Origin of the sequence: Halomonas sp. ATBC28 (assembly GCF_005937175.1) — a bacterium.
In the GTDB taxonomy this organism is placed as follows: Bacteria; Pseudomonadota; Gammaproteobacteria; order Pseudomonadales; family Halomonadaceae; genus Vreelandella; species Vreelandella titanicae.
Map to the genome: position 1 here is coordinate 1 of NZ_VCQL01000021.1, position 21,839 is coordinate 21,839.

Annotated in this window: 7 protein-coding genes; 3 read left to right on the top strand and 4 right to left on the bottom strand. The window is 56.2% G+C overall.

What is annotated here, in order from left to right; genetic code table 11:
- Positions 1-290: 290 nt before the first annotated feature.
- Together E0L35_RS20405 and E0L35_RS20410 are read right to left on the bottom strand one after the other, a co-directional pair.
- A complete protein-coding gene (locus E0L35_RS20405; protein WP_022520897.1) occupies positions 291-1,025 on the bottom strand; it encodes a lysophospholipid acyltransferase family protein in 735 nt (244 codons plus the stop codon).
- A complete protein-coding gene (locus E0L35_RS20410; protein WP_022520898.1) occupies positions 1,022-1,912 on the bottom strand; it encodes a sugar nucleotide-binding protein in 891 nt (296 codons plus the stop codon). The genes E0L35_RS20405 and E0L35_RS20410 overlap by 4 nt, the downstream gene beginning before the upstream one ends.
- A 696-nt stretch (positions 1,913-2,608) precedes the next feature.
- Between E0L35_RS20410 and E0L35_RS20415 the strand changes: the two genes are divergently transcribed.
- Complete coding sequence (locus tag E0L35_RS20415; protein WP_138801280.1) at positions 2,609-15,712, top strand: carbohydrate-binding protein; 13,104 nt, start codon at positions 2,609-2,611, stop codon at positions 15,710-15,712.
- Between the two features lie 89 nt (positions 15,713-15,801).
- Here E0L35_RS20415 and ssb read toward each other — a convergent pair whose 3' ends face one another.
- Both ssb and E0L35_RS20425 read right to left on the bottom strand, forming a co-directional pair.
- On the bottom strand, positions 15,802-16,449 hold the full coding sequence (ssb, locus tag E0L35_RS20420; RefSeq protein ID WP_138801281.1) for a single-stranded DNA-binding protein: 648 nt from the start codon (positions 16,447-16,449) through the stop codon (positions 15,802-15,804).
- Between the two features lie 72 nt (positions 16,450-16,521).
- The gene (locus E0L35_RS20425) at positions 16,522-17,901 is read right to left on the bottom strand and encodes an MFS transporter (protein ID WP_009288452.1); all 1,380 of its coding nucleotides are present in this window, start codon (positions 17,899-17,901) and stop codon (positions 16,522-16,524) included.
- A 193-nt stretch (positions 17,902-18,094) separates the two neighbouring features.
- Here E0L35_RS20425 and uvrA point away from each other — a divergent pair, with 193 nt between their 5' ends.
- Complete coding sequence (gene uvrA, locus E0L35_RS20430; RefSeq protein WP_138801282.1) at positions 18,095-20,941, top strand: excinuclease ABC subunit UvrA; 2,847 nt, start codon at positions 18,095-18,097, stop codon at positions 20,939-20,941.
- Between the two features lie 154 nt (positions 20,942-21,095).
- Positions 21,096-21,839, top strand: coding sequence for a Crp/Fnr family transcriptional regulator (locus tag E0L35_RS20435; protein ID WP_022520912.1), 744 nt, complete (start codon positions 21,096-21,098; stop codon positions 21,837-21,839).

Here is a 21,839-nt window from a genome sequence, read left to right on the forward strand (position 1 = left end):
TAGTGGGTGAACTTTTTCTGCAAGCCACTTAGACCATGCTGTTCAAAGTGTTTAACCCAACGCCTGACGGTTGTAGGGCCAAGACCGTACTGTCTGGCCAGACTCTTGTAACCCTGCTGTCCTTCTGCGTAGCGTTGCACTACTAGTAACTTGAACGCTTCATTATGTTTCGTCATGAAAAACACCCCAATCGTTGGATGAGCGTCCAACTTTTGGGGTGCAGTTCACATTGGGCGCCGTTTTTATGCTCAGGCTTTTATGTACAGGCGTAACGTATACGCAAAAGACGGTTACCGAGAGGTAGGCCGTGGCACGTCTGAAATTTCCTGTAACTGCGCTTCAATCCACGCCTCGACGTCTGCGAGCACTTCATCGGGCATACGCCCGGCTGTTTCAATCGGCTTACCAATGCGCACACGCAGTACGCCTGGCCGCTTAACCCAGTGGCGGCCTGGCCAGCGTTCACCCGCATTATGAGCCACCGGCAATACCGGCACCCCTGCCCGACACGCCACCACGCTACCACTTTTGTTATAGCGTTTGCGGATGCCTGGATCTACCCGTGTCCCTTCAGGAAAAATCAGTACTGAAAGCCCCGTTCCCAAACGCTCGACGCCTTGAGTAAGCACTTGCTTCATCGCCCGTGCTGGTTTCGAGCGGTCCAGACTAATCGGGCGAAGCAGACGCAACCCCCAGCCAAAGATTGGCAGGCGCAGTAATTCGCGCTTTAACACGGTACATACCGGTGGCTTCATCACCTGTAGAAACACGGTTTCCCACTCACACTGGTGGTTGGCTTGAATCACACACGGGCCACTGGGCAGGTTTTCCCGCCCTTGGATGTCGTAGCGCACCCCGCAGGCAATACGAAACCACACCATCAAAAAGTAGTTATACAAGTTAAGCAATCGGTAGCGGCCAGACAGTGGAAGAAACGGCGCAATGGGCAGAAACAGGATGCCGATCATCAGCATGGCCAAAAAGTAGCCAGCATAAAAGACCAAGCTGCGAACCACATTTATCAAGCCGACGCTCCTGTATTGCTGACACGGTTACTTTCACGGGTTAAACACCACGTATCCAACATACGCCCAGCCTCTAACCGCCACGGTTTTTGATGAACGCCAAACACATCCAGCACACGCCGGCAGTTCAAAACGCGCCGTAGCTTTGCATCATGATGATGTTTAAGCGGCTGAACCTCGCCGAGGGTAATCTGCTCACCGCGCCCCTCAAGGTGCGTTAACAGCTGAGTACGCACCATGGAGGTAAAGGTAAAGGCGCTGACCGGCTCGGTGCCAGCAAGATGGTAAGCCCCCCAAGCCTCAGCACCGCTGACCTGCTGCTGTAGCATGCCAATCAGTGCCATGGCAACGGCATCCGCGGAGGTCGGGCAAAAAATCACATCCTCCGCAGCGCGCACTGCCTTCCCGAGTACCAAATCACCAATGATGTCATTTAGCCACGCATGGCTTCCTTCCAGCGCAAACAGCGGGCCTAAGCGCACAATCAAATGACGCCGAAACTCCGCACGGATGCGATCACCGGTCTGCACCAGACGGCGCAAGCTATCATCCCGTGGCGCGGGCACCACATGCTCATCAATGGGGACATCCAAACCATCTTCATAGAGCTGATCGGAGACACACCATATCAACGCTACGTCTTGCGCCTGGCAGGCATCCAGACAAATATCTACCGCATCGGCATGCGCCGTCACATCCGCTGGCGCCATATTCAGTGGATGGGCCAACGGTGGAATAATCACGGCGTCGGGGGCTATCGCCTCAAGACGAGAGGCGGTAATGATTGTACCCTGTTCAATGACTAACTCCGTATCGGCGCGACGGCTTGCTTCCCGAGCCAGTGCCAAGTTTAAGCAGTGGCCGGCATCCAATATCAAAAGTTTCACAACCATCCTCTGCACAATTTACAAACATTAGTGCCAACCACCCAAGATCTAGGCACTGTCGTACAAGATAAGGCTCATGGCTGCCGCTCGGCGACAGGAGCGGTACACTTTACTGGTTCTCGCCCCCCGTAGGAAGCCTCCTCACCGCCGTGACCGACGAATTTGGCCGCTATTACGGTCAGAATAAACCGCGTGAAAAACCAATCTTAAATAGCTGCATAATGGATATTATCAGAGTAAAGCGCCTTAAACACTGGTGACGAGATGGAATCAACCACAGTCTATTGCTTAAAAAACTAATAACTCTCTAATGACATTATTGACTATATAGGCAGTAAAAAGAGTTCAAATAGTAATCAATCATCAACTCCAAAAAACTAAATCCTCATTATAAGATAATTATTTTTTTAGCCATATTTCTAAACAACTTACCAAACACTCATATTACATGAGCTATAACCCTCTACTTTCTAAAAATAATATTTAATAAACCAACCAAACAACACAACAACATTAGAAATTTAACCCTTGTGAGATATGAGAGGTTAACTAAGGTAGAAAATTGTAACGAGCATGGAGCCGAGGTGGCCACTACACGGCTCATGGGGATCTGATGCTCAGCACCTTCTCAATATCAACAACACTAATATGCCAGGTGTTGCCTGCAATTAGCTAATTACATCACAGGGGTGTCTTATGTTCTCTATTTCTTGGGTCGATGCAGCGAGTGGTGAAGTCCAGCGTGGCTTAAACAGCGCACAGACAGTGGCAGTAGATGAAATAGAAAATAGTGCAATCCGTATCATTCCTATCATTAATACCCCCCTTGATTCGTTATCTCTTACGGAATCAATCGAATTAACCATCATTAATAGCGAGGGTGAGTCACTAACGCTCACGAAAACATCTCCACCTTTTATCTTCGATAACCTCCCTAACCTTACCAATGGTGACGTTCAACTACTGATTAGCGCACTCGACAGTGGAGGCAACTTAATTGAAGCTGGCAGTGAGGCGGTCACCTTTGAAGTCACCGAAAGCCTTCCCGTGCCCCCTGTTTTCATCCCCATCCGTATTCAGGCAGAAGATACCGACAATACAGATGGCGACAGCAACTATGCTGTTATGACAGGCGGCGTGACCACGTCCGCCGTCGGTGAACCCAATGCCGTTAATGCTGATGGCAATGCCTATGCCGATTTTGTCGGCCCGAGTGGTGAAACTCTTACCTTCAATATCGATGTCCCGGAGGCGGGTGAATATGAACTGGCGGTAAGCTACGCCTTGAGTCGAAACAACGATGCTGTCGCCAGCGAACGTAACCGCCCTCTGCGTCTAGAAGTGAATGATCAGTTGGTTGATCGCATGTTTGACCTACGCAGTACCAGCCCCGAAGGCAATAATAATGCAAGTGACTTCACTACCTTCGCTGAACGCACCATTATTGTGCAGCTTCAAGAGGGGCAAAACAGCGTCAGCTTTACGTCCAATGGCCTCAGCGGCCCCAATGTGGATTATCTCGAGATCCGCAAACCCGCGCTAGGCAGTCAGGTGATCCAAGGCGAAGAGCTTTTTTTGTCACCAGAACCCGACCTAACCCCAGATGGCATCGATACCAATCGCCCGGTGACTACCGCCAATATCGTAAGCCTCAACGACACCTTTCGAGTAGGTGCCGAAGAGGCTAGCTACCTGGATTGGGCATTTGGCAATGTAGATGCTTATGGGGAATTTGTTTATCAAGCCCCCGTCGCGGGCACCTATTCCATGACCGTAACCTATGCCAGTTCCAGCGGCAGGCCGCTTGATTTGTCGCTGGTCGAAGGCAGCGGCTTAACGAGTATTGGCACCTTTGCATTTGCAGAAACAACGCCCGCCCTTTATATGCCCGATGATCTCGGTGATCTACCCAGCGGCGTAACTACCAGTACGCCCGCTGCCACGCAATGGGAAGGTTGGACGACAGAAACACTCGAATTCACGCTAGCCGCTGGCGAAAACTTACTGCGGCTGGGCGGCCGCGCCAACGGCCCCAATATCGATAAAATTGAGATGGCGTTGGTGGCGGCAGAGCCTTCCGCACCCACCGCCCTGCTGCTAGATAACAACAGCGTGCTGGAAAACCAGGAAGGCGCCGTTATTGGTCAGCTCATTGTGGAAGACCAGGATGACGACACCCATAGTTTTACTGTCAGCGACGAGCGCTTCGAGGTAGATGTCAGCGGCGTATTGCGCTTGAAAAGCGGCACAAGCCTTGATTTTGAAACGACAACCTCGGTCAGCGTCGAGATAACCGCCACTGACCCGGCGGGTGCGAGTGTTAGCGAAACATTCGTCATTGCCGTTGGTGATGTTGAAGATAGCGTTACACCTCCTCCCGAGCCCGCCGATCCCATCCGTTTACAGGCGGAGGCGTTCGATACTGCCACAATCTTCACCATCGAGAACATCGCCGCCGCCGATGGCGGCCAAGCTATTCGCTTACCCGGCAGCAACGAAGGCACGGCCAGCTATGCACTTGATGGCAAGGTGGCTGCCGGTACCTATACCATCATCGTCGGCTATATCGACGAGAGCGATGGCGAAAGCACTGCTCAACTGAGCATCAGCAACGCCGAAGGCGAAAGCTTCAGCGGCGATTGGACGTTTGACGACGATGCCAACAGCGGCAACGGTGTTCAGCCGCAAAACTTTCGCACTGCCACCTTTACCGACGTGACCGTAGGTGATGACGCTACCCTGTCACTCAGCGCCAGCTCGACGGCGCTGGAGTACGCACGCATCGACTATATCGAGTTTGTGCCCACCGGCAGCGTGGAGCCGGAGCCCACTATCCTGCTGGGCATTGCCGATGCCGACCCGGTGGTAGAGAGTAGCGATGAGGGCGTCACCACGCTGAGCTTTGCGTTGAGCGCCTCAAACGCTTTTAGCGGTGACGTGGAGCTTACCCTGGAAATTAATGGCGTTGCCGACACCCGCACGGTCACCTTCACTGACGGAGTCGCCACCCTAGCGGTTGATGTCGCCAACGACGACGAAGATAACGGTAGCGAAACCGTCACGGTCGCCCTTATCGGCGCCACCGATGACAGCTTCGCCATCGACAGTACCGCCGCGACGGCCAGCGGTAGCGTCAGTGAAGATGACGAAGCGGTAGTGCCTGCCGATCCCATCCGCCTCCAGGCGGAAGCGTTCGACACTGCCACGACCTTTACCATCGAGAACATCGCCGCCGCCGATGGCGGCCAGGCCATTCGCCTGCCCGGAAACAGCGAAGGCACCGCCAGCTACGCCCTGGAGGGCAAGGTGGCCGCCGGTACCTATACCGTCATCGTCGGCTATGTCGACGAGAGCGACGGTGAAAGTAGTGCCCAGCTGAGTATCGGTAACGCCACCGGCGAGAGCTTCAGCGGCAATTGGATCTTCGATGACGACGCTGACAGCGGCAACGGTGTTCAGCCGCAAAACTTTCGCACTACCACCTTTGCCGACGTGACCGTGGGCGATGACGCTACCCTATCGCTCAGCGCCAGCTCGACGGCGTTGGAGTACGCGCGCATCGACTATATCGAGTTTGTGCCCACGGGCAGTGTAGACCCGGAGCCGACTATCCTGCTGGGCATCGCCGATGCCGACCCGGTGGTGGAGAGTGGCGATGAAGGCGTCACCACGCTGAGCTTTGCGTTGAGCGCCTCAAACGCTTTTAGCGGCGACGTGGAGCTAGCCCTGGAAATTGATGGTATTGCCGACACCCGCACGGTCAGCTTTATCGACGGTGCCGCCACCCTAGCCGTTGATGTCGCCAACGACGACGAAGATAACGGTAGCGAAACCGTCACGGTTGCCCTTATCGGCGCCACCGGTGACACCTTCGCCATCGACAGCGCCGCCGCGACGGCCAGCGGTAGCGTAAGCGAAGATGACGAAGTAGAGCCCCCCGTAGAATCAATTCGCCTACAGGCGGAAGCGTTCGACACTGCCACGACCTTCACCATCGAGAACATCGTCGCCGCCGATGGCGGTCAGGCTATCCGCCTGCCCGGCAACAGCGAAGGTACCGCCAATTACGCCCTTGATGGCAAGGTGGCTGCCGGTACCTATACCGTCATCGTCGGTTACGTCGACGAGAGCGACGGTGAAAGCACTGCCCAACTAAGTATCGGTAACGCCGACGGCGAGAGCTTCAGCGGCAGCTGGACATTCGATGACGACGCTGACAGCGGCAACGGTGTTCAGCCACAAAACTTTCGCACTGCCACCTTTGCCGACGTGACCGTGGGCGATGACGCTACCCTATCGCTCAGCGCCAGCTCGACGGCGCTGGAGTACGCACGCATCGACTATATCGAGTTTGTGCCCACGGACAGCGGCGAGCCGGAGCCGACTATCCTGCTGGGCATCGCCGATGCCGACCAGGTGGTAGAGAGTGGCGATGAGGGCGTCACTACGCTGAGCTTTGCATTGAGCGCCTCAAACGCTTTTAGCGGTGACGTGGAGCTTGCCCTGGAAATTGATGGCGTTGCCGATACCCGCACGGTCACCTTTATCGACGGTGCCGCCACCCTAGCGGTTGATGTCGCCAACGACGACGAAGATAACGGTAGCGAAACCGTCACGGTCGCGCTTATCGGCGCCACCGGTGACAGCTTCGCCATCGACAGCGCCGCCGCGACGGCCAGCGGTAGCGTAAGCGAGGATGATGCCGTTCCAGACACTGTCGCGCCCATCGTTATCCAGGCAGAGGATGCTGCTCTGGTCACCGTCAATGATAGTGGCCTACCCTCCAATGCCGATTTCACGCGGGTGGTAGATCCTAATAATCCCGATGCCTTCACTAATTACCGCGAAGGAGCCGTCGGTGGTGCCTATATGGACTTTGGCACAAACCCCGGCGACGAAGTTATCTTCAACGTTGAAACCGAGGTAGCTGGCACCTACACCGCGGTAATTCGTTACGCCAACGGTAGCGCAGGGCCCCGCCCCCTTGACCTAATGATCAATGGAACGCCTGTTCCCCAAGCGGCTTTTCCGCCGGCAGTCAATGATGGCGTCAACGACCCATGGGATAGCTGGCTAGAGCTTGAAGTGGAGATGGAGCTTCAAGCTGGCCCCAACAGCGTCTCATTTGCCATACCGGCAGTGGCCGATGGCGGTGTCAATAACGGCCCCAATATCGATCAGATTATCTTCAACTACCAGCAGGACGACGGCGGTGAAACACCCACCGAGCCCTTCCTGTTTGAGATTCAGGGTGAAGCGCTCACCATCGACGATGATGAGCCTACCCCTGATACAGTGGTTCGCGACGCTAGCAATCCCGAAACCAATGCAGCCGCTGGCCCGGACGGCCTATGGGATGGTTTTACCGGCAGCGGCTACCTCGATATGGGCAACGAAGCCGGTGATGCGGCCTTCTTTGAGGTAGCCGTCGAAGAAGCGGGCACTTATACCCTGAATGTGCGCTATGCCAACGGTGATGGCGCCGGGGCTAGCCGACCGATGACTCTCCTGGTAGGTGGCGCCCCCCAGGGCCAACTGGCCTTCCCCACCACTGGCGCAGGCAACGACGGCTGGGTGAATTGGCAAGACGCCACCATTGAGCTGGAACTGATGGCGGGCAACAACACCATCCGGCTGGAGAACGTCGGTAATGCCGGCCCCAATATTGATAGCCTGAGCGTCAGCCGAGAGGGTACTCAAGAGCCACCGGTTGTCGAGCCAGGTGAGCGCTTTGCCGTCAAGATTAATTTCGAGCCCGATGGCTTTGCCACTCCGGAAGGCTATATCGCCGATACCGGCTTAGCGTTTGGCGATCAATCCGTCGAGATCGATGGCCAAGTTTACCAGTACGGCTGGGTTACCGAGGCCTCCATCGCCGATGGCACCGAAAATGGCACTATACCGATGGCGATCAATACCCTCTCCAGTGTCGCCGTCAACGACCGTACCGATGAGATTGCCGGGCTTGATCCTCGCCAGGGCACCTACGCTCACTTCGACCAGCCTGCGGAAGGCTATGTACGCGCCGGATGGGAAATGGAACTGGACGACGGCTATTATGAGGTCACGATTTCTATCGGCGATACCTCAGGGCCTTACGACAGCGTCAATCTGATCAACGCCGAAGGTGAGCAATTCAGCACCCCCTTTACGCCGTTCCGGCCCGATGATTTTCCAGCCGACAATAGCCCCAGCAACGACACCGAAGGCTTCCGCTCCGAGTTGGTCACCCGCGTGGTACAGGTTACCGATGGCCGCTTGACCCTGGATTCGATTGGCCTTGGTGATAATACCGAGGTCCAGTATATCGAGATCCAGTCGATTCCCGACCTGACACCGGAGGATGACCGTGAGGCACCGGAAGATTACGCCTTCTTCACCGACCCGCGTGCTATCGCCGGAGTGGGCGAGAACGAGATTCGGGTCGAGTTAGACGCCGAAGACGGCACGCCCCCCACCGGCGTCGATCCCGATTCGGATATTTTCGTGGGCATCTCGGTCGTCGATGGCCGTGGCGGTGCTCTGCTGGAAAGCTTAGGTGACGGCTCCGTACGGCTCTTCGAAACTGTCAGCGGCGAAGAGGTAGCTCTCAACGTCAACACTACCGGCGGCTTCGATTCGTTGACGATTTCTCCCAACAGCATGCTCAAAGAGTTCACCAGCTACACCCTGGTCATCGAAGGCTTTCAGGATCGTGGCGCCAATGACGACCCAGACGCACCGACCCGGGAATTTCAGAAATTCACCAACACTTTTGTCACCGGTGAAGCCTCTGAAATTGTGCCAAGAGAAGTAGCGTTCAACGATGTCATTGAGCTCAACGGCGCTGCTGACAACGCTTACCAATTCACCTCGCTGGAGCTATCACCTGATGGTAGCAAGATGTACATCTCGAATATGCTGGGCGAGATCAAGCGTTACGACGTTAACCCGCAAACCGGCGCTCTCTCCAATGAGCAAGTGTTGGCACTCGACTATTTTGCAGGGGATTCGGCAGGATCGCGGGGCATTATCGGCCTAACCTTCGACCCTACCGATCCCAATGTCCTGTGGGTAAGCGATAACTATCCGATTCCACTTGAAGGGCGTGATAATGGCGTCCCCGATTTCAGTGGACGCATTTCCAAGATTACCCTGGAAGAAGGTGACGCTTTCAACGCCACTGCTGAAGCCTATATCACCGGACTGCCGCGCTCCAACGGCGACCACGTTACCAATAGCCTCGAATTCCGCGCCAACCCCGAATTCGACGCCAACACCAACCCAGACGTACCGAGCCACTTGCTGTATCTACTTCAGGGATCGAACTCGGCGATGGGGGCACCCGATAGTGCTTGGGGTAACCGTCCGGAGCGCCTGCTCAGTGCCGCTGTCATGGAAATAGATCCGACCCGTGAAGCGCCAGCAGGTGGCTTTGATGTAACCACCGAGCCCTTGCCTGAGGATGGCTTCAACCGCCGTTTCACCGACGATGACGGCGTTGATTTCAAGGCAGACCCGATTGCCATGGGTGATGACCGTTTTCTGGTCTTCGCGGCCAACGGTACCGCAACAGTAGAGGATTCCGATGGTAACTTGATCGAGAGTTATTATGATCCTTTCGCCGATGACGCTGTGGTCAAGATTTTTGCCACCGGCGTACGCAATGCCTATGACCTGGTGTGGCACTCCAATGGCAACCTCTACGTCCCGACCAACGGCTCGGCGGCCGGCGGCAACGTACCGGATGACCCCTCGACGCCGCAAAATGAGTACGTAAGTAACGTCGAAAAACAGGACGACTACCTGTTTACGGTTAAGGAAGGAAGCTATTACGGACATCCCAACCCCCTGCGCGATGAGTTTATCCTCAATGGCGGTAACCCAACCGCAGGCAACGATGCCAACCAGGTAGGTAACTACCCTGCCGGCCAAGACCCTGACCCCAACTACGACATCGAGGGAATCTATTCGTTAGGCGAGAACCGTTCTCCCAACGGCGTCACCGAGTACACCAGCGGCGTGTTTGGCGGCAACCTGCAAGGCAGCGTGCTGTTCACCGAATATTCTGGTGGTGACGATATACGCTCCATTACTTTCGACGCCGCAGGCAACATCACTGGGGACGAAGTGCTCCGCGATGTGAATGGTAACGTTATCACCTACATAGACCCGCTGGATATTATCGAAAACCCGGCCACCGGCCAGCTCTACCTGCTGACGCTGAACCGCAACAACGGTCAGAGCCAGATCATTCGCCTCGACCCAGCGCCAGGTGGCGTCATTGTCGATCCTGAAGAGCCTGATGATGAGCTGGTGTCGCTACTCACTATTCAGGCAGAAGACAATACGCCCAACGATGGTACCAGCGTATCAATTGCTCAAGGTGGTGGTGCTGAGATTCAGATCCGCACGGTGAATAACCCCGAAGCCAACCAGCCAACCGGTGTGCGCCCTGGCGCCTTCGGTTTGGACGGTAACAATGATGATACCGATGGCGTATTAGGCGGCTATGCCGATTTTGGCAGTACGAATAGCGACTTTATCACCTTCAGTTTCGAGCTATCAGGGGCCGATGCGGGTGATTCAGTGCTGCGAGTTCGCTACGGTAACGGCGACACCGTAAACCGCCCGCTGGAAGTGTTCGTCAATAATGTCAGCGTGGGCACCTTCAACTTCAGCCCGCCAACGGGTGTGACCGGCGACGACGCCTGGAACGAGTGGCTAACGCTGGATATCCCAGCGTCGCTGGTATCAGGGCTTAATACGGTACGCTTCCAGGCCGTCAATAATACGGGCCCCAATATCGACCAGTTGGAGATCCTACAGGCCCCCGAAGACACATCGCCCGGCTACACCGACTACGAAGCTGAAAACGCTCAGCTCGATGGGCCGGTGATTATCACCAACAGTGAGGATGACCGCAACGCCTCGGGTGAAGGGTTCGTCGATTTCAATGGCACCAGCGACCAGAGTATTACCTGGACAGTAGAGGTCGATGAGGCTGGCACCTACGACGTTGGCTTCCGCTATGCCCTGGCAGCCTCCAAGGCTGACCGTCCAATGGTAGTCACCGTCAACGGTATCGATATTGGCACGCTCAATTTCCCAGGTCAGAGTAACGAAGCTGAGGATAACTGGTTCTTCCAGTCAACCGAGTTAACCCTGGGCACAGGCAGCAATACTATTACCGTCACAGCCCCGGGGGCCAATGGCCCCAATGTCGACCTGCTGCGCATCGCGGATACCCCATTGGATACCTTCGAGCCCGTTTACGCAGACATTGATGGCAGTGGCCGTATCGAGCTTGAAAGCGGCGATAGTGCCCGGGCTGTCAATGACCGTACCGCCGACTTCTACTTCACGGTGAATGAGGACGGCGCCTACAAACTTGACCTGGCCGCCAATGCGGGCGCACCGGATGGTGGTGCGTTGACGCTGCTGCTCAACGGGCAGCCGGTGGATGAGATGAGTTTCCCAGGCGTTGGCGAGGCCGGCGAGCAGTCCGCCTATATCGAGCTTCAGGCGGGACTCACCTACAACCTGCGGGTTGTTTCCACGGCGGATGGCGTCGATGAAATCGACTACCTCGATATCTCGCCCGCCCCCGGCAACCCCGATGCGGATATCGGTATCCAGAGCAACGATGCGGCCTACTACTCCGACCGCTTGCACTTCAGCTACCTGGAGAACGACAGCGCCTCCAACCCTAACCGTGACTATAAAGAGGATGCCACGGTCACCATCAGCAATACCGGCACCAATGAGCTGGTCTTTATTGACACCGATCTTGATGGCCCCTTCACTCTCGTCGATCCCGATATCTTCGCTGGCCTGACACTGGCTGCAGGAGAATCGATTGACGTGCAAGTGCTGTTTGACCGCGCGGCCTATACGCCACCCACTAACGATGCCGGCGACGGCGTCTTCGAGGGAACGCTGCGCCTGGTCACCAACGATGCGGACACCCCCGTCGCCGAAGTGCACCTGGCAGGCTTCTGGCAGGCGCGTGACGAAGGCGGCTGGGAGCCCAACGTCAACGAGGTCTGGGAAGTGTTCGGTTTTGGCAACGTCATCCAGGGGCTAACCACCGTAGGTGGTGGCGAGAACTCGGTTCTCAACGACTTCGACCTTTACCGGCCGGTCAATGATGACGAGGTGATGTCACGTTACTGGAAGATAGCCGATGGCTTCGAGTCGGCCACGATTACCCAGTTGGCGGCCTACCACGGCAACGGTGGAGCAACACTGGGGATTCATAATCCCGGCAATAAAAACCAGGATATTATCCTTTCCGATCATGCAGGCGACAATAACCAGTCGCTACTGCCTATCAAGGCCAATGGACAATTCGCGACGGCAACGTTCACTCGCGACCAAATCCCCGACGGCTGGATCGGTAACGATATCTTTGGTATCGAGGTTGCCAATCTCTCAACCGACCCGTCGCTCAATCCCACTGGAGGCGGCACGGTACCGCCAGGGGCGGAAGACATCGAACGTGGCTATACCGTGCGGGTATTCCAGGCACTGGATGCCAATGGCAACGTAATCCCTAACACCTACCTGGGCGTGATGGATTACACCGGCATCAACTATGACTACAACGACAATATGTTTGTCATTGAAGGGATCTCACCGGTTTCCGGCGGCGAGATCTCCATCACCAACCTGGATGGGGTACCCTCGGATGATCGCCTGGTGATGAGCCGAATAGAAAACCCGGCCAACGCCAGCCAGGTGTTCCACGACGAATCGACCTTTACCATCACCAACGATGGCTTCGCCGACCTGGAGATCAGCAGCCTGGCAATTTCCGATCCGAGCCTATTTGAGATCGTGGGAGCCACCGAAAACCTGATCATTCCCGCCGGCGGCACACTGGATGTCACCGTTCGCTTTATCGCCGAGGATTTCGATGACGGTACGCTGTATGAGTCCACGCTGACCATTAACTCAAACGACGGTGATGAGGGAACCAAAACGATCCAGCTGGCGGGGATTGCCCAGGGCCAGTCGGAGAATGGCCAGGAGCCGCTGGTACAGGAGATCATCGACGCCTTCGGCTTCTCGACCAATGTAGCCGAGGGGCAGATGAATCAGGGCGGGCTGGTGGAAGCGAACGGGGATGAGATTCTCTCGCCCTACTTCCAGCGTGCCGACGGTCAATCGCCGATCAAGATCACCCAGTTGGCGGCATATCATACCCAAGGCGATGTGGCTCGACTGTTTATCCACGATGTGGATAGCCGGGGTCGTGACGAGATACTGGCCCACGACGAGCAGGATGGGCAAACGCTGCTGCCGCGGGCACTCAATAGTGGCGACTTGCTGACCACCACCACTCTGGATCGGGACGCGCCCTTTGGCTTCTTTGCGGACATTACCGGTCGCCAAGGCTACATCTCCTGGTCTGACCCCGATGCCAACCTCTACGAAGACACCATCGATGCTATCGGCAGCCCCGGCACCAACCTGAACTGGGACGAAAACGACGGCCACCTGATTCGCGTCTACGTAGCGAAAGACGCAGCAGGCAACGTCATTCCCAATACCTATATCGTGATTCAGGACTATGCGGGGGTGAACTACGACTACAACGACAATATCTTCCTGGTCGAGAATGTTCAGACCTATGACCCCACCGGGGTGGAGGATGCCGATGGCAACGGCCGCATCGATCTCTATGACGACAGTGACGGCGATGGCATTCCGAACTTCCTGGATGACCAGGCACCTGTAGAGCAAACTGCTTACAATACAGGCGAAACGCCGTGGACACTCGGGGCGGATGGATTGACGCTGGAAGCCAAGCTGTTCGATAACGGTGGCCAGGGCGTGGCCTACAACGACACCACCACCGCCCATCAGGGTGCAGCGTTCCGCTCCGACGAAGCGGTGGATATCTCCAACGGCACCGAAGCCTTGGGTTATATCGCCGATGGCGAGTGGGTCGAGTACACGCTCAATGTTGAAACGGCAGGCACCTATGCACTGAGCTTCCTCACCTCGGCAACATCAAATGGAAAATCCATCACCGCCGCTTTTGAGCAGGATGGCAACTTCCAGAGCAGTGCCTCGATCAACCTGCCCAATACCGGCAGCTTCACCAGCTTCCAGACGGTTGGCCCACTGGAGTTCGATCTTGATGCTGGCGAGCAAGTGTTGCGACTGACGTTCAACGGCGGCCAGCTTGACCTGCAGTCGTTCAGCTTCGAGGCGATCGACCTGGGAGAGGAGGAGCAACAGCCCTTCAACACTAACCAAACGCCATGGCTGGTAGAGGATGAAGGCCTCGTGCTGGATGCCGTCAACTACGATAGCGGCGGCCAGAATGTTGCCTACAACGACAGCAGCGAGAATCAGGAAGGTAGCAACTTCCGGGGCGATGGCGTGGACATCGTCGGTGACGGTTCGGCCATCGGCTGGATCGAAAACAATGAGTGGGTCGAGTACACGCTCAATGTGGCTCAGGCAGGCACTTACGAGCTCTCCTTCCTCTCGGCGCTGGGGTCGACCGGTGGTGCCGCACGCTCCATTACTGCGTCCTTCGCCCAAGGAGATAGCCCTTACACCACCGCCTCGCCGGTCAGCGTGAACTACAGCGGCAGTTGGACGACCTTTGTCCCCACCGACAGCGTACAGGTAGAACTGGAAGCCGGTGAACAGGTGCTGCGCTTAACCTTTAACGGCGGCTCCCAAGACCTGGCCTCGTTCTCACTCGCCCCGATCACTACTACCGGCAGCCAAATACCCTTCAATGACAGTGGAACCCCCTGGGAGGTGGGCGACAGCTTCACGCTGGATGCCGCACTATTTGATGTCGGCGGTGAAGGCATCTCTTACAGCGATAGCGATCCTCAGCAAGAAGGTAGCAATTTCCGTGAAGGCGGCGTTGATATCGTCGGTAATGGCACAGCGATCGGCTGGGTTGATGTTGGAGAATGGGTTGAGTACACCATCGACGTGGCCCAATCCGGCACTTACAGCCTATCGTTCCTCGCTTCGACTCCCTCAAGCGATGTCACCATCACTGCCGCCATCGAAAAAAATGGGGCGTTCTATCTGGAAGCCAGCTCACCGCCGCTGCCCAACACTGGCTCCTGGAGCAACCCTGTTGCCAGTGACGGTATGTTGCTCGATTTACAGGCCGGGGAGCAGACCCTGCGGTTAACCTTCAACGGGTCAGCGGGCAGCGACTTGATGGACTTCCAATCATTCACCCTTGAACGTGAGAACGTACAGCAAGCCTTTAACGAGGAGGGCACCCCCTGGTTGATTGACGACGACGGCCTGTTTCTCGACGCTATCAACTACGACCAGGGTGGCGCGGGCATAGCCTACAACGATAGCAGCGAAACCCAACTGGGTAACGCCAGCATTCGCGGCGAAGGTGTGGATATTGTTGGCGACGGTGAGGCCATAGGTTGGATCGCCAATAATGAATGGGTAGAGTACACCGTCGATGTCGTTGAAGCTGGCGAACACACCTTCTCATTTATTACCGCGACACCTTGGTCTGGCCGCAGCATAACGGTCGCCGCTGAGAAAGATGGCGTGTTCTACGCACAAGCCTCCCCGCTTAGCGTTCCCAATAGCGGCGACTGGGGAAACTATGTCCAAGGGCCGGAGGTGACGCTCAACTTGCAGGAGGGGGAACAAGTAGTACGGTTAACCTTCAATGGTGGCTCAATGGATCTTCAATCACTCATCATTGAGCAAAGCGAGAACCAGCCCTCAGCACTAAGCCTTAATAGCGGTGAAGATGCCCTGGGGGTGACGGGAGTTCAAGAGCCATCAACGAGTGAGCTGTTGTTCTAACCGCGGTTACCAAGCCTGGTACGCAATATAGCCCGCTTTTTAGCGGGCTATATTGTGATCTCGTTAATCGTTTTAGGCGTTTTACGTCTTTAGAACGGGATCTCATCGTCGAAGTCGTCGAAGTTACCCGGATCCGGAGCGCCGTAGCTGCTGTTCTGCTGGTTGGGCGGTGGAGCTTGGTTGCCCTGGTGCGGTGCTGGCTGAGCGGGCCGTGGTGGCTGTTGTGGGTTCTGCCCGCCAGGGTAGTTATTTCCGCCTTGAGGCGCACCACCCTGAGGGGGATAGCCGCCTTGGTGATTAGCAGCAGGATTATTTTGAGCCGGCGCATTCTGGGGGGCGTTCTGAGGAGCGTTCTGGGAATAGTTATTTTGCGGAGCGCCACCGCCCTGGTAATCACCGCTACGGCCATCAAGCATCTGCATATCGTTGGCAACGATTTCCGTCGAGTAGCGATCTTGCCCATTCTGATCCTGCCACTTACGGGTTTGCAGGCGCCCTTCAATATAGACTTTGGAGCCTTTTTTCAGGTACTGCTGGGCGATCTCAGCGGTTTTATTGAACATCACCACGCGGTGCCATTCGGTGCGCTCTTGGCGTTGACCGCTTTGGCGATCCATCCAGGTATCAGTGGTGGCCAAGTTTAGGTTGGCCACAGCGGTGCCGCTGGGAGTGAAACGCACCTCTGGATCCTGCCCGAGGTTGCCAATCAGAATGACTTTGTTAATGCCGCGAGCCATAAGGCGCTCCTTTAATAGCTGTCATGTAGAGTTTATTGCCAACCGCCGCCACACTTCATCGGCACGGCTGGATTAAGATTTGGGGGGTGCCATGAGCTTGTTCAACGCCGCCTGATCGAGCTGCTGGCGGTTCACCTTTAAATAGACCAAACGCTCTTCTGGCACCACCATTACGTCTTCGACGCCGACCACATCGGCTAAGTGTTCCATCAACAGGTCGAGCGCATCTGCCTGGGTCTCGTGTAGCGCCACCACTTCGCTGGAGAGCGGGGGCGGTGCGGGCATCCGCCACATGGCGATCCACCAGCATAGCGCAAGCCCAGCACAGCCAATAAAAACCGCGTTGAGGCCACCGTAATGCGCCAGTAAACCGCCTAGCGTACCGCCTAAAAAAGCGCCTAAAAATTGGCTGGTGGAGTAGACCCCCATCGCGGTACCTTTGGCGCCCGCCGGGGCCAACTTACTGAGCATGGAAGGTAGCGTCGCTTCCAGCAAGTTAAAGCCAGTGAAGAACACAAACAGCCATACAAACAACCAGTAGCTTGGCGAGAGTGGCAACCCCAGCCCGGCCAAACTAATCACAATAGCGCCGATCGCAACCAAGCACATCAAACGCATGCGCTGCTGCTTCTCGGCCACAATTATCAGCGGCACCATGGCCACAAACGATAGCGCCATAATGCCAAGATATGCCAGCCCGTGATACTCAATCGCTACACCGGCGTCTAGCAGGCGAAAAGGTACCGCGACAAATATCGCCATCAGCACTAAATGCAGGGCAAAAATCGACATATCCAGCCGCCATAAATCGGGGCGGGTGATGACACTTTTAAACTGCTGGCGATCCATGCCCACATCGCGGTGACGTCGCCGCCGCGGCGCGGCAGGCACCCAGCGCCATAGCACCAGCAGCCCCACCAGCGTTAGTAGCGAGGTAAACCAGAAGACCCCAGCCAGCCCAGCCCAGGCGGCAAGCCATGGCCCCAGCACCATCGCAATCGCAAACGAAACGCCAATAGAAAGCCCAATGGTGGCCATAGCAGCGGTGCGCACTTCTTCACGGGTTTGATCCGCCAGCAGCGCCATAATCGCCGCGGCAACGGCACCGCCACCCTGCAGCGCTCGCCCGGCAATCACACCAATAATGGTATCGGATAGAGCGGCGACCACGCTTCCGAGTGCAAATATCAATAGCCCCATGGCAATCACCCGCTTACGACCAATGCGGTCAGAGAGTAAGCCAAACGGGATTTGCAGCGTTGCCTGGGTTAAACCATAAATCCCCAGCGCCACGCCCACGAGTAGCGGGGTCGAACCCTCAAGGGTGTCGGCATACAGCGCCAACACCGGCAGCACCATAAACAGACCCAGCATGCGCGATGCATAAAGCCCGGCCAAACCACTGATCGCACGTCGTTCAGAGGCCAGCAATAGTGCGGAAACCTTGCGCATAATGCCCTTTTATATGGTGGTTAAGCATGTGGTGAGTCAGTGTGGATTGTGACAATCCTCTATTCTAGCGGTTTGGGCTGGCGCTGGAAACGTCGCGAGTTGCCGCAGATTATCTTGGGTTATGAAAGCGGTTTTGCCGGGAGGGTGCCGACAAACGTATAATCACGCTTTTGCCGCGCGATTCGAGGTGTTGATGGACAGCATTCTGGTCAGGGGTGCCCGCACCCACAACCTCAAGCAGATCGATGTGGAGCTGCCCCGTAACAAGCTGATTGTGATTACCGGCCTCTCCGGCTCGGGTAAATCGTCGTTAGCATTCGACACCCTTTACGCCGAGGGGCAGCGCCGCTACGTGGAATCGCTCTCCACTTATGCGCGCCAGTTCCTGTCGATGATGGAAAAGCCCGATGTGGATCACATCGAAGGGCTGTCACCTGCGATCTCCATTGAGCAGAAGTCCACTTCCCACAACCCGCGCTCGACCGTGGGCACCATCACCGAAATTTACGACTACCTGCGTCTGCTGTTTGCCCGTGCCGGGACGCCCCGCTGCCCAGAACATGGCGAAGACTTGGAAGCCCAGACCATCTCGCAAATGGTCGACCAAGTCATGAACCTCGCCGAAGGCACCAAGCTGATGCTGCTGGCGCCGGTAGTCAAAGGCCGCAAAGGCGAACATTTACAGTTATTAGCCGAGCTGCGCGCCCAGGGCTTCGTACGCGCCCTGGTCGATGGCCAAGTGCTGGAACTGGACGACATCGCACCACTGGATAAGCGCAAAAAACACGATATCAGCGTCGTCGTTGACCGCTTCAAAGTGCGCGACGACCTTGCCCAACGTTTGGCGGAGTCCTTTGAAACCGCGCTGAACCTCGCCGACGGCACCGCCATGATTCACTTTATGGACGGTGAACGCGACGATATTGCCTTTTCATCGCGCTTTGCCTGCCCGGTGTGCGGCTACTCGCTGGCGGAACTTGAGCCACGCATGTTCTCGTTCAACAATCCTGCGGGCGCCTGCCCTACCTGCGACGGGCTAGGCGTACAGCAGTACTTCGACCCGGACAAGCTCATCAGCCACCCGGAGCTATCGCTTGCCGAAGGCGTGATCAAAGGCTGGGATCGGCGCAATATTTACTACTTCACCCAGCTCCAGGCACTGGCCAAGCACTACGGCTTTGAGCTGGAAACGCCCTGGCAAGAGCTCGCCCGCCACGAGCGGGAGGTTATCTTAAACGGCAGCGGCGACGAACAGATACTGTTTGTGTACGTGGGTGATCGCGGCCGTAAAGTGACCCGCGAACACGCTTTCGAAGGCGTACTGCCCAATATGCAGCGCCGCTATCGGGAAACCGAATCCAATATGGTGCGCGATGACCTGGTCAAATACATCGCCGTACAGCCCTGCGCCACCTGTAATGGCTCGCGCCTGCGTAAAGAGTCACGCCATGTTTACGTGGATGATCACAATATCGCCGAGATTGTGCGCTTTCCGATTGGTGAGGCGTGGCGCTACTTTGCCGACCTAAGCCTGCCAGGACGCAAAGGTGAGATCGCCGATAAAATCGTCCATGAGATTCACGCCCGGCTAGAGTTTCTGGTCAACGTGGGGCTGGACTATCTCAACCTGGAGCGCAGTGCCGATACCCTTTCCGGCGGTGAAGCCCAGCGTATCCGTTTAGCCAGCCAAATCGGCGCAGGCCTGGTCGGGGTCATGTATATTCTCGATGAGCCGTCGATTGGCTTGCATCAGCGCGACAACGACCGACTGCTGAAAACCCTTGAGCGACTGCGTGACTTAGGCAATACCGTGATTGTGGTAGAGCACGATGAAGACGCTATTCGCGCCGCCGACCACGTGCTGGATATCGGCCCAGGTGCGGGTGTGCACGGCGGTGAAATCGTTGCCCAGGGCACCCCGCAAGACGTGATGGACAACCCCAACTCGCTGACCGGCCAATACTTATCTGGCTCCCGGGAAATTGCCGTGCCGCCCTACCGCATACCCGGCAATCCAGAAAAGCAGCTGATTGTGCGCGGCGCTACCGGCAATAACCTGCAGAACGTCACCCTTAGCCTGCCGCTGGGGCTGTTTATCGCCATCACCGGCGTTTCTGGCTCAGGTAAATCGACGTTGATCAACGGCACCTTGATGCCGATTGCGGCGCGCGAATTAAATCGTGCGACAACATTGACCGCCGCGCCCTATGAGAAGATCGAGGGGCTCGACCAGCTTGATAAAGTCATCGATATCGACCAGAGCCCGATTGGTCGCACGCCACGCTCCAACCCGGCCACCTATACGGGTATTTTTACGCCGATTCGCGAGCTGTTTGCGGGCACCCAAGAAGCGCGTTCCCGGGGCTATAAGCCCGGTCGTTTTAGTTTTAACGTCAAGGGTGGGCGCTGCGAGGCGTGCCAGGGCGAAGGCATGATCAAGGTAGAGATGCACTTTCTGCCGGATATCTACGTGCCCTGCGATGTCTGTAAGGGCAAACGCTACAACCGCGAAACCCTGGACATTCATTACAAGGGTAAAACCATCCACGAAGTACTGGCCATGACGGTGGAAGACGCCCTGGAGTTCTTTAGCCCAGTGCCCGCCATTGCACGTCGCCTGCAAACCTTGCTAGATGTAGGCCTTTCCTACATTCGCTTAGGGCAGAGCGCCACCACCCTTTCCGGTGGCGAAGCGCAGCGGGTTAAACTCGCCCGTGAATTGGCCAAGCGTGATACCGGCAAAACGCTGTATATCTTGGATGAGCCCACCACCGGCCTGCACTTTGAGGATATTCGCCAACTGCTGACGGTACTTCACCGTCTGCGCGATCACGGCAATACCATCGTGGTGATTGAGCACAACCTGGATGTGATCAAAACCGCCGACTGGATTGTCGATCTTGGCCCCGAAGGGGGTTCAGGTGGCGGACAGATCATCGCCGAGGGCACGCCGGAACAGCTCGCCAAACAGGACGTTTCGCATACCGGCCGCTTCTTAGCGCCGCTGCTCGCGCGAGGCAAGCGTGCAACGAAGCGTTGACGCTGGTTTTCGAGGGGTGAGCGCTGCTCACCCCAGGCTAAATAGGTACGCTAGTTAGCCTATTTGGGCGACGCAGTAGATGGCCACATCGTTTATAGTGGCGGGCAGATAATCGTTAGCAGTATTATCCAATCCTGTGCTGGAGGGATACGTCGTGGGTCAGGAAAACAGCTGTATTATTAAGCACTTCAATCACTACTGCTCATTAAGCGATGATGAGAAGGGATTGCTCATGGCGCTAGAGGAGAGCCCAACCAATATTAAGTCGGGCACGCTACTCTGGGAGATGGGCGATGCGGCCAATGAGTTTTGCACGCTAAAAAGTGGTTGGGCCTACTCCTACCGTCACTTAGAGAATGGTGACCGACAGATTCTCGAAGTGTTTTTGCCGGGCGATATCATCGGGTTGCGCGAGTTTGCCTTCTCGCAGCGGCTTGAAAATGTGCGCATGATTGATGATGGCGTGATTTGCCATTTCCCGCATAAACGTATGCTGGAAATATTTCGCCAGTCGCTGCCTCTCACCTCGGTGATGTTTGCCATTGGCAGCCGTCAGCAGGCGCTGCTCACTGAGCGCCTCGTCACTCTGGCCAGACGCAGTGCACGTAAGAAAATGGCGCATTTTCTGTATGAAATGTATTTAAGGCTGCGCCAAACCAACCCGGATATTAGCAACCAGTTCCGCCTGCCGCTCTCACAGGAGCAGTTAGCCGATGTGCTCGGGCTAAGCCCGGTACACGTTAGCCGCACCTTTACGGCGCTTAGTGAAGACGGCCTAGTATTTCGCGACCGCCACCATGTCACCATTCCAGACTTATCCGCGCTATGCACCGAAGGTGAATTTGACGATTGCTACCTCACCGACAATGTCCGGCCACTGTTAGGCGATTCCGCCTGA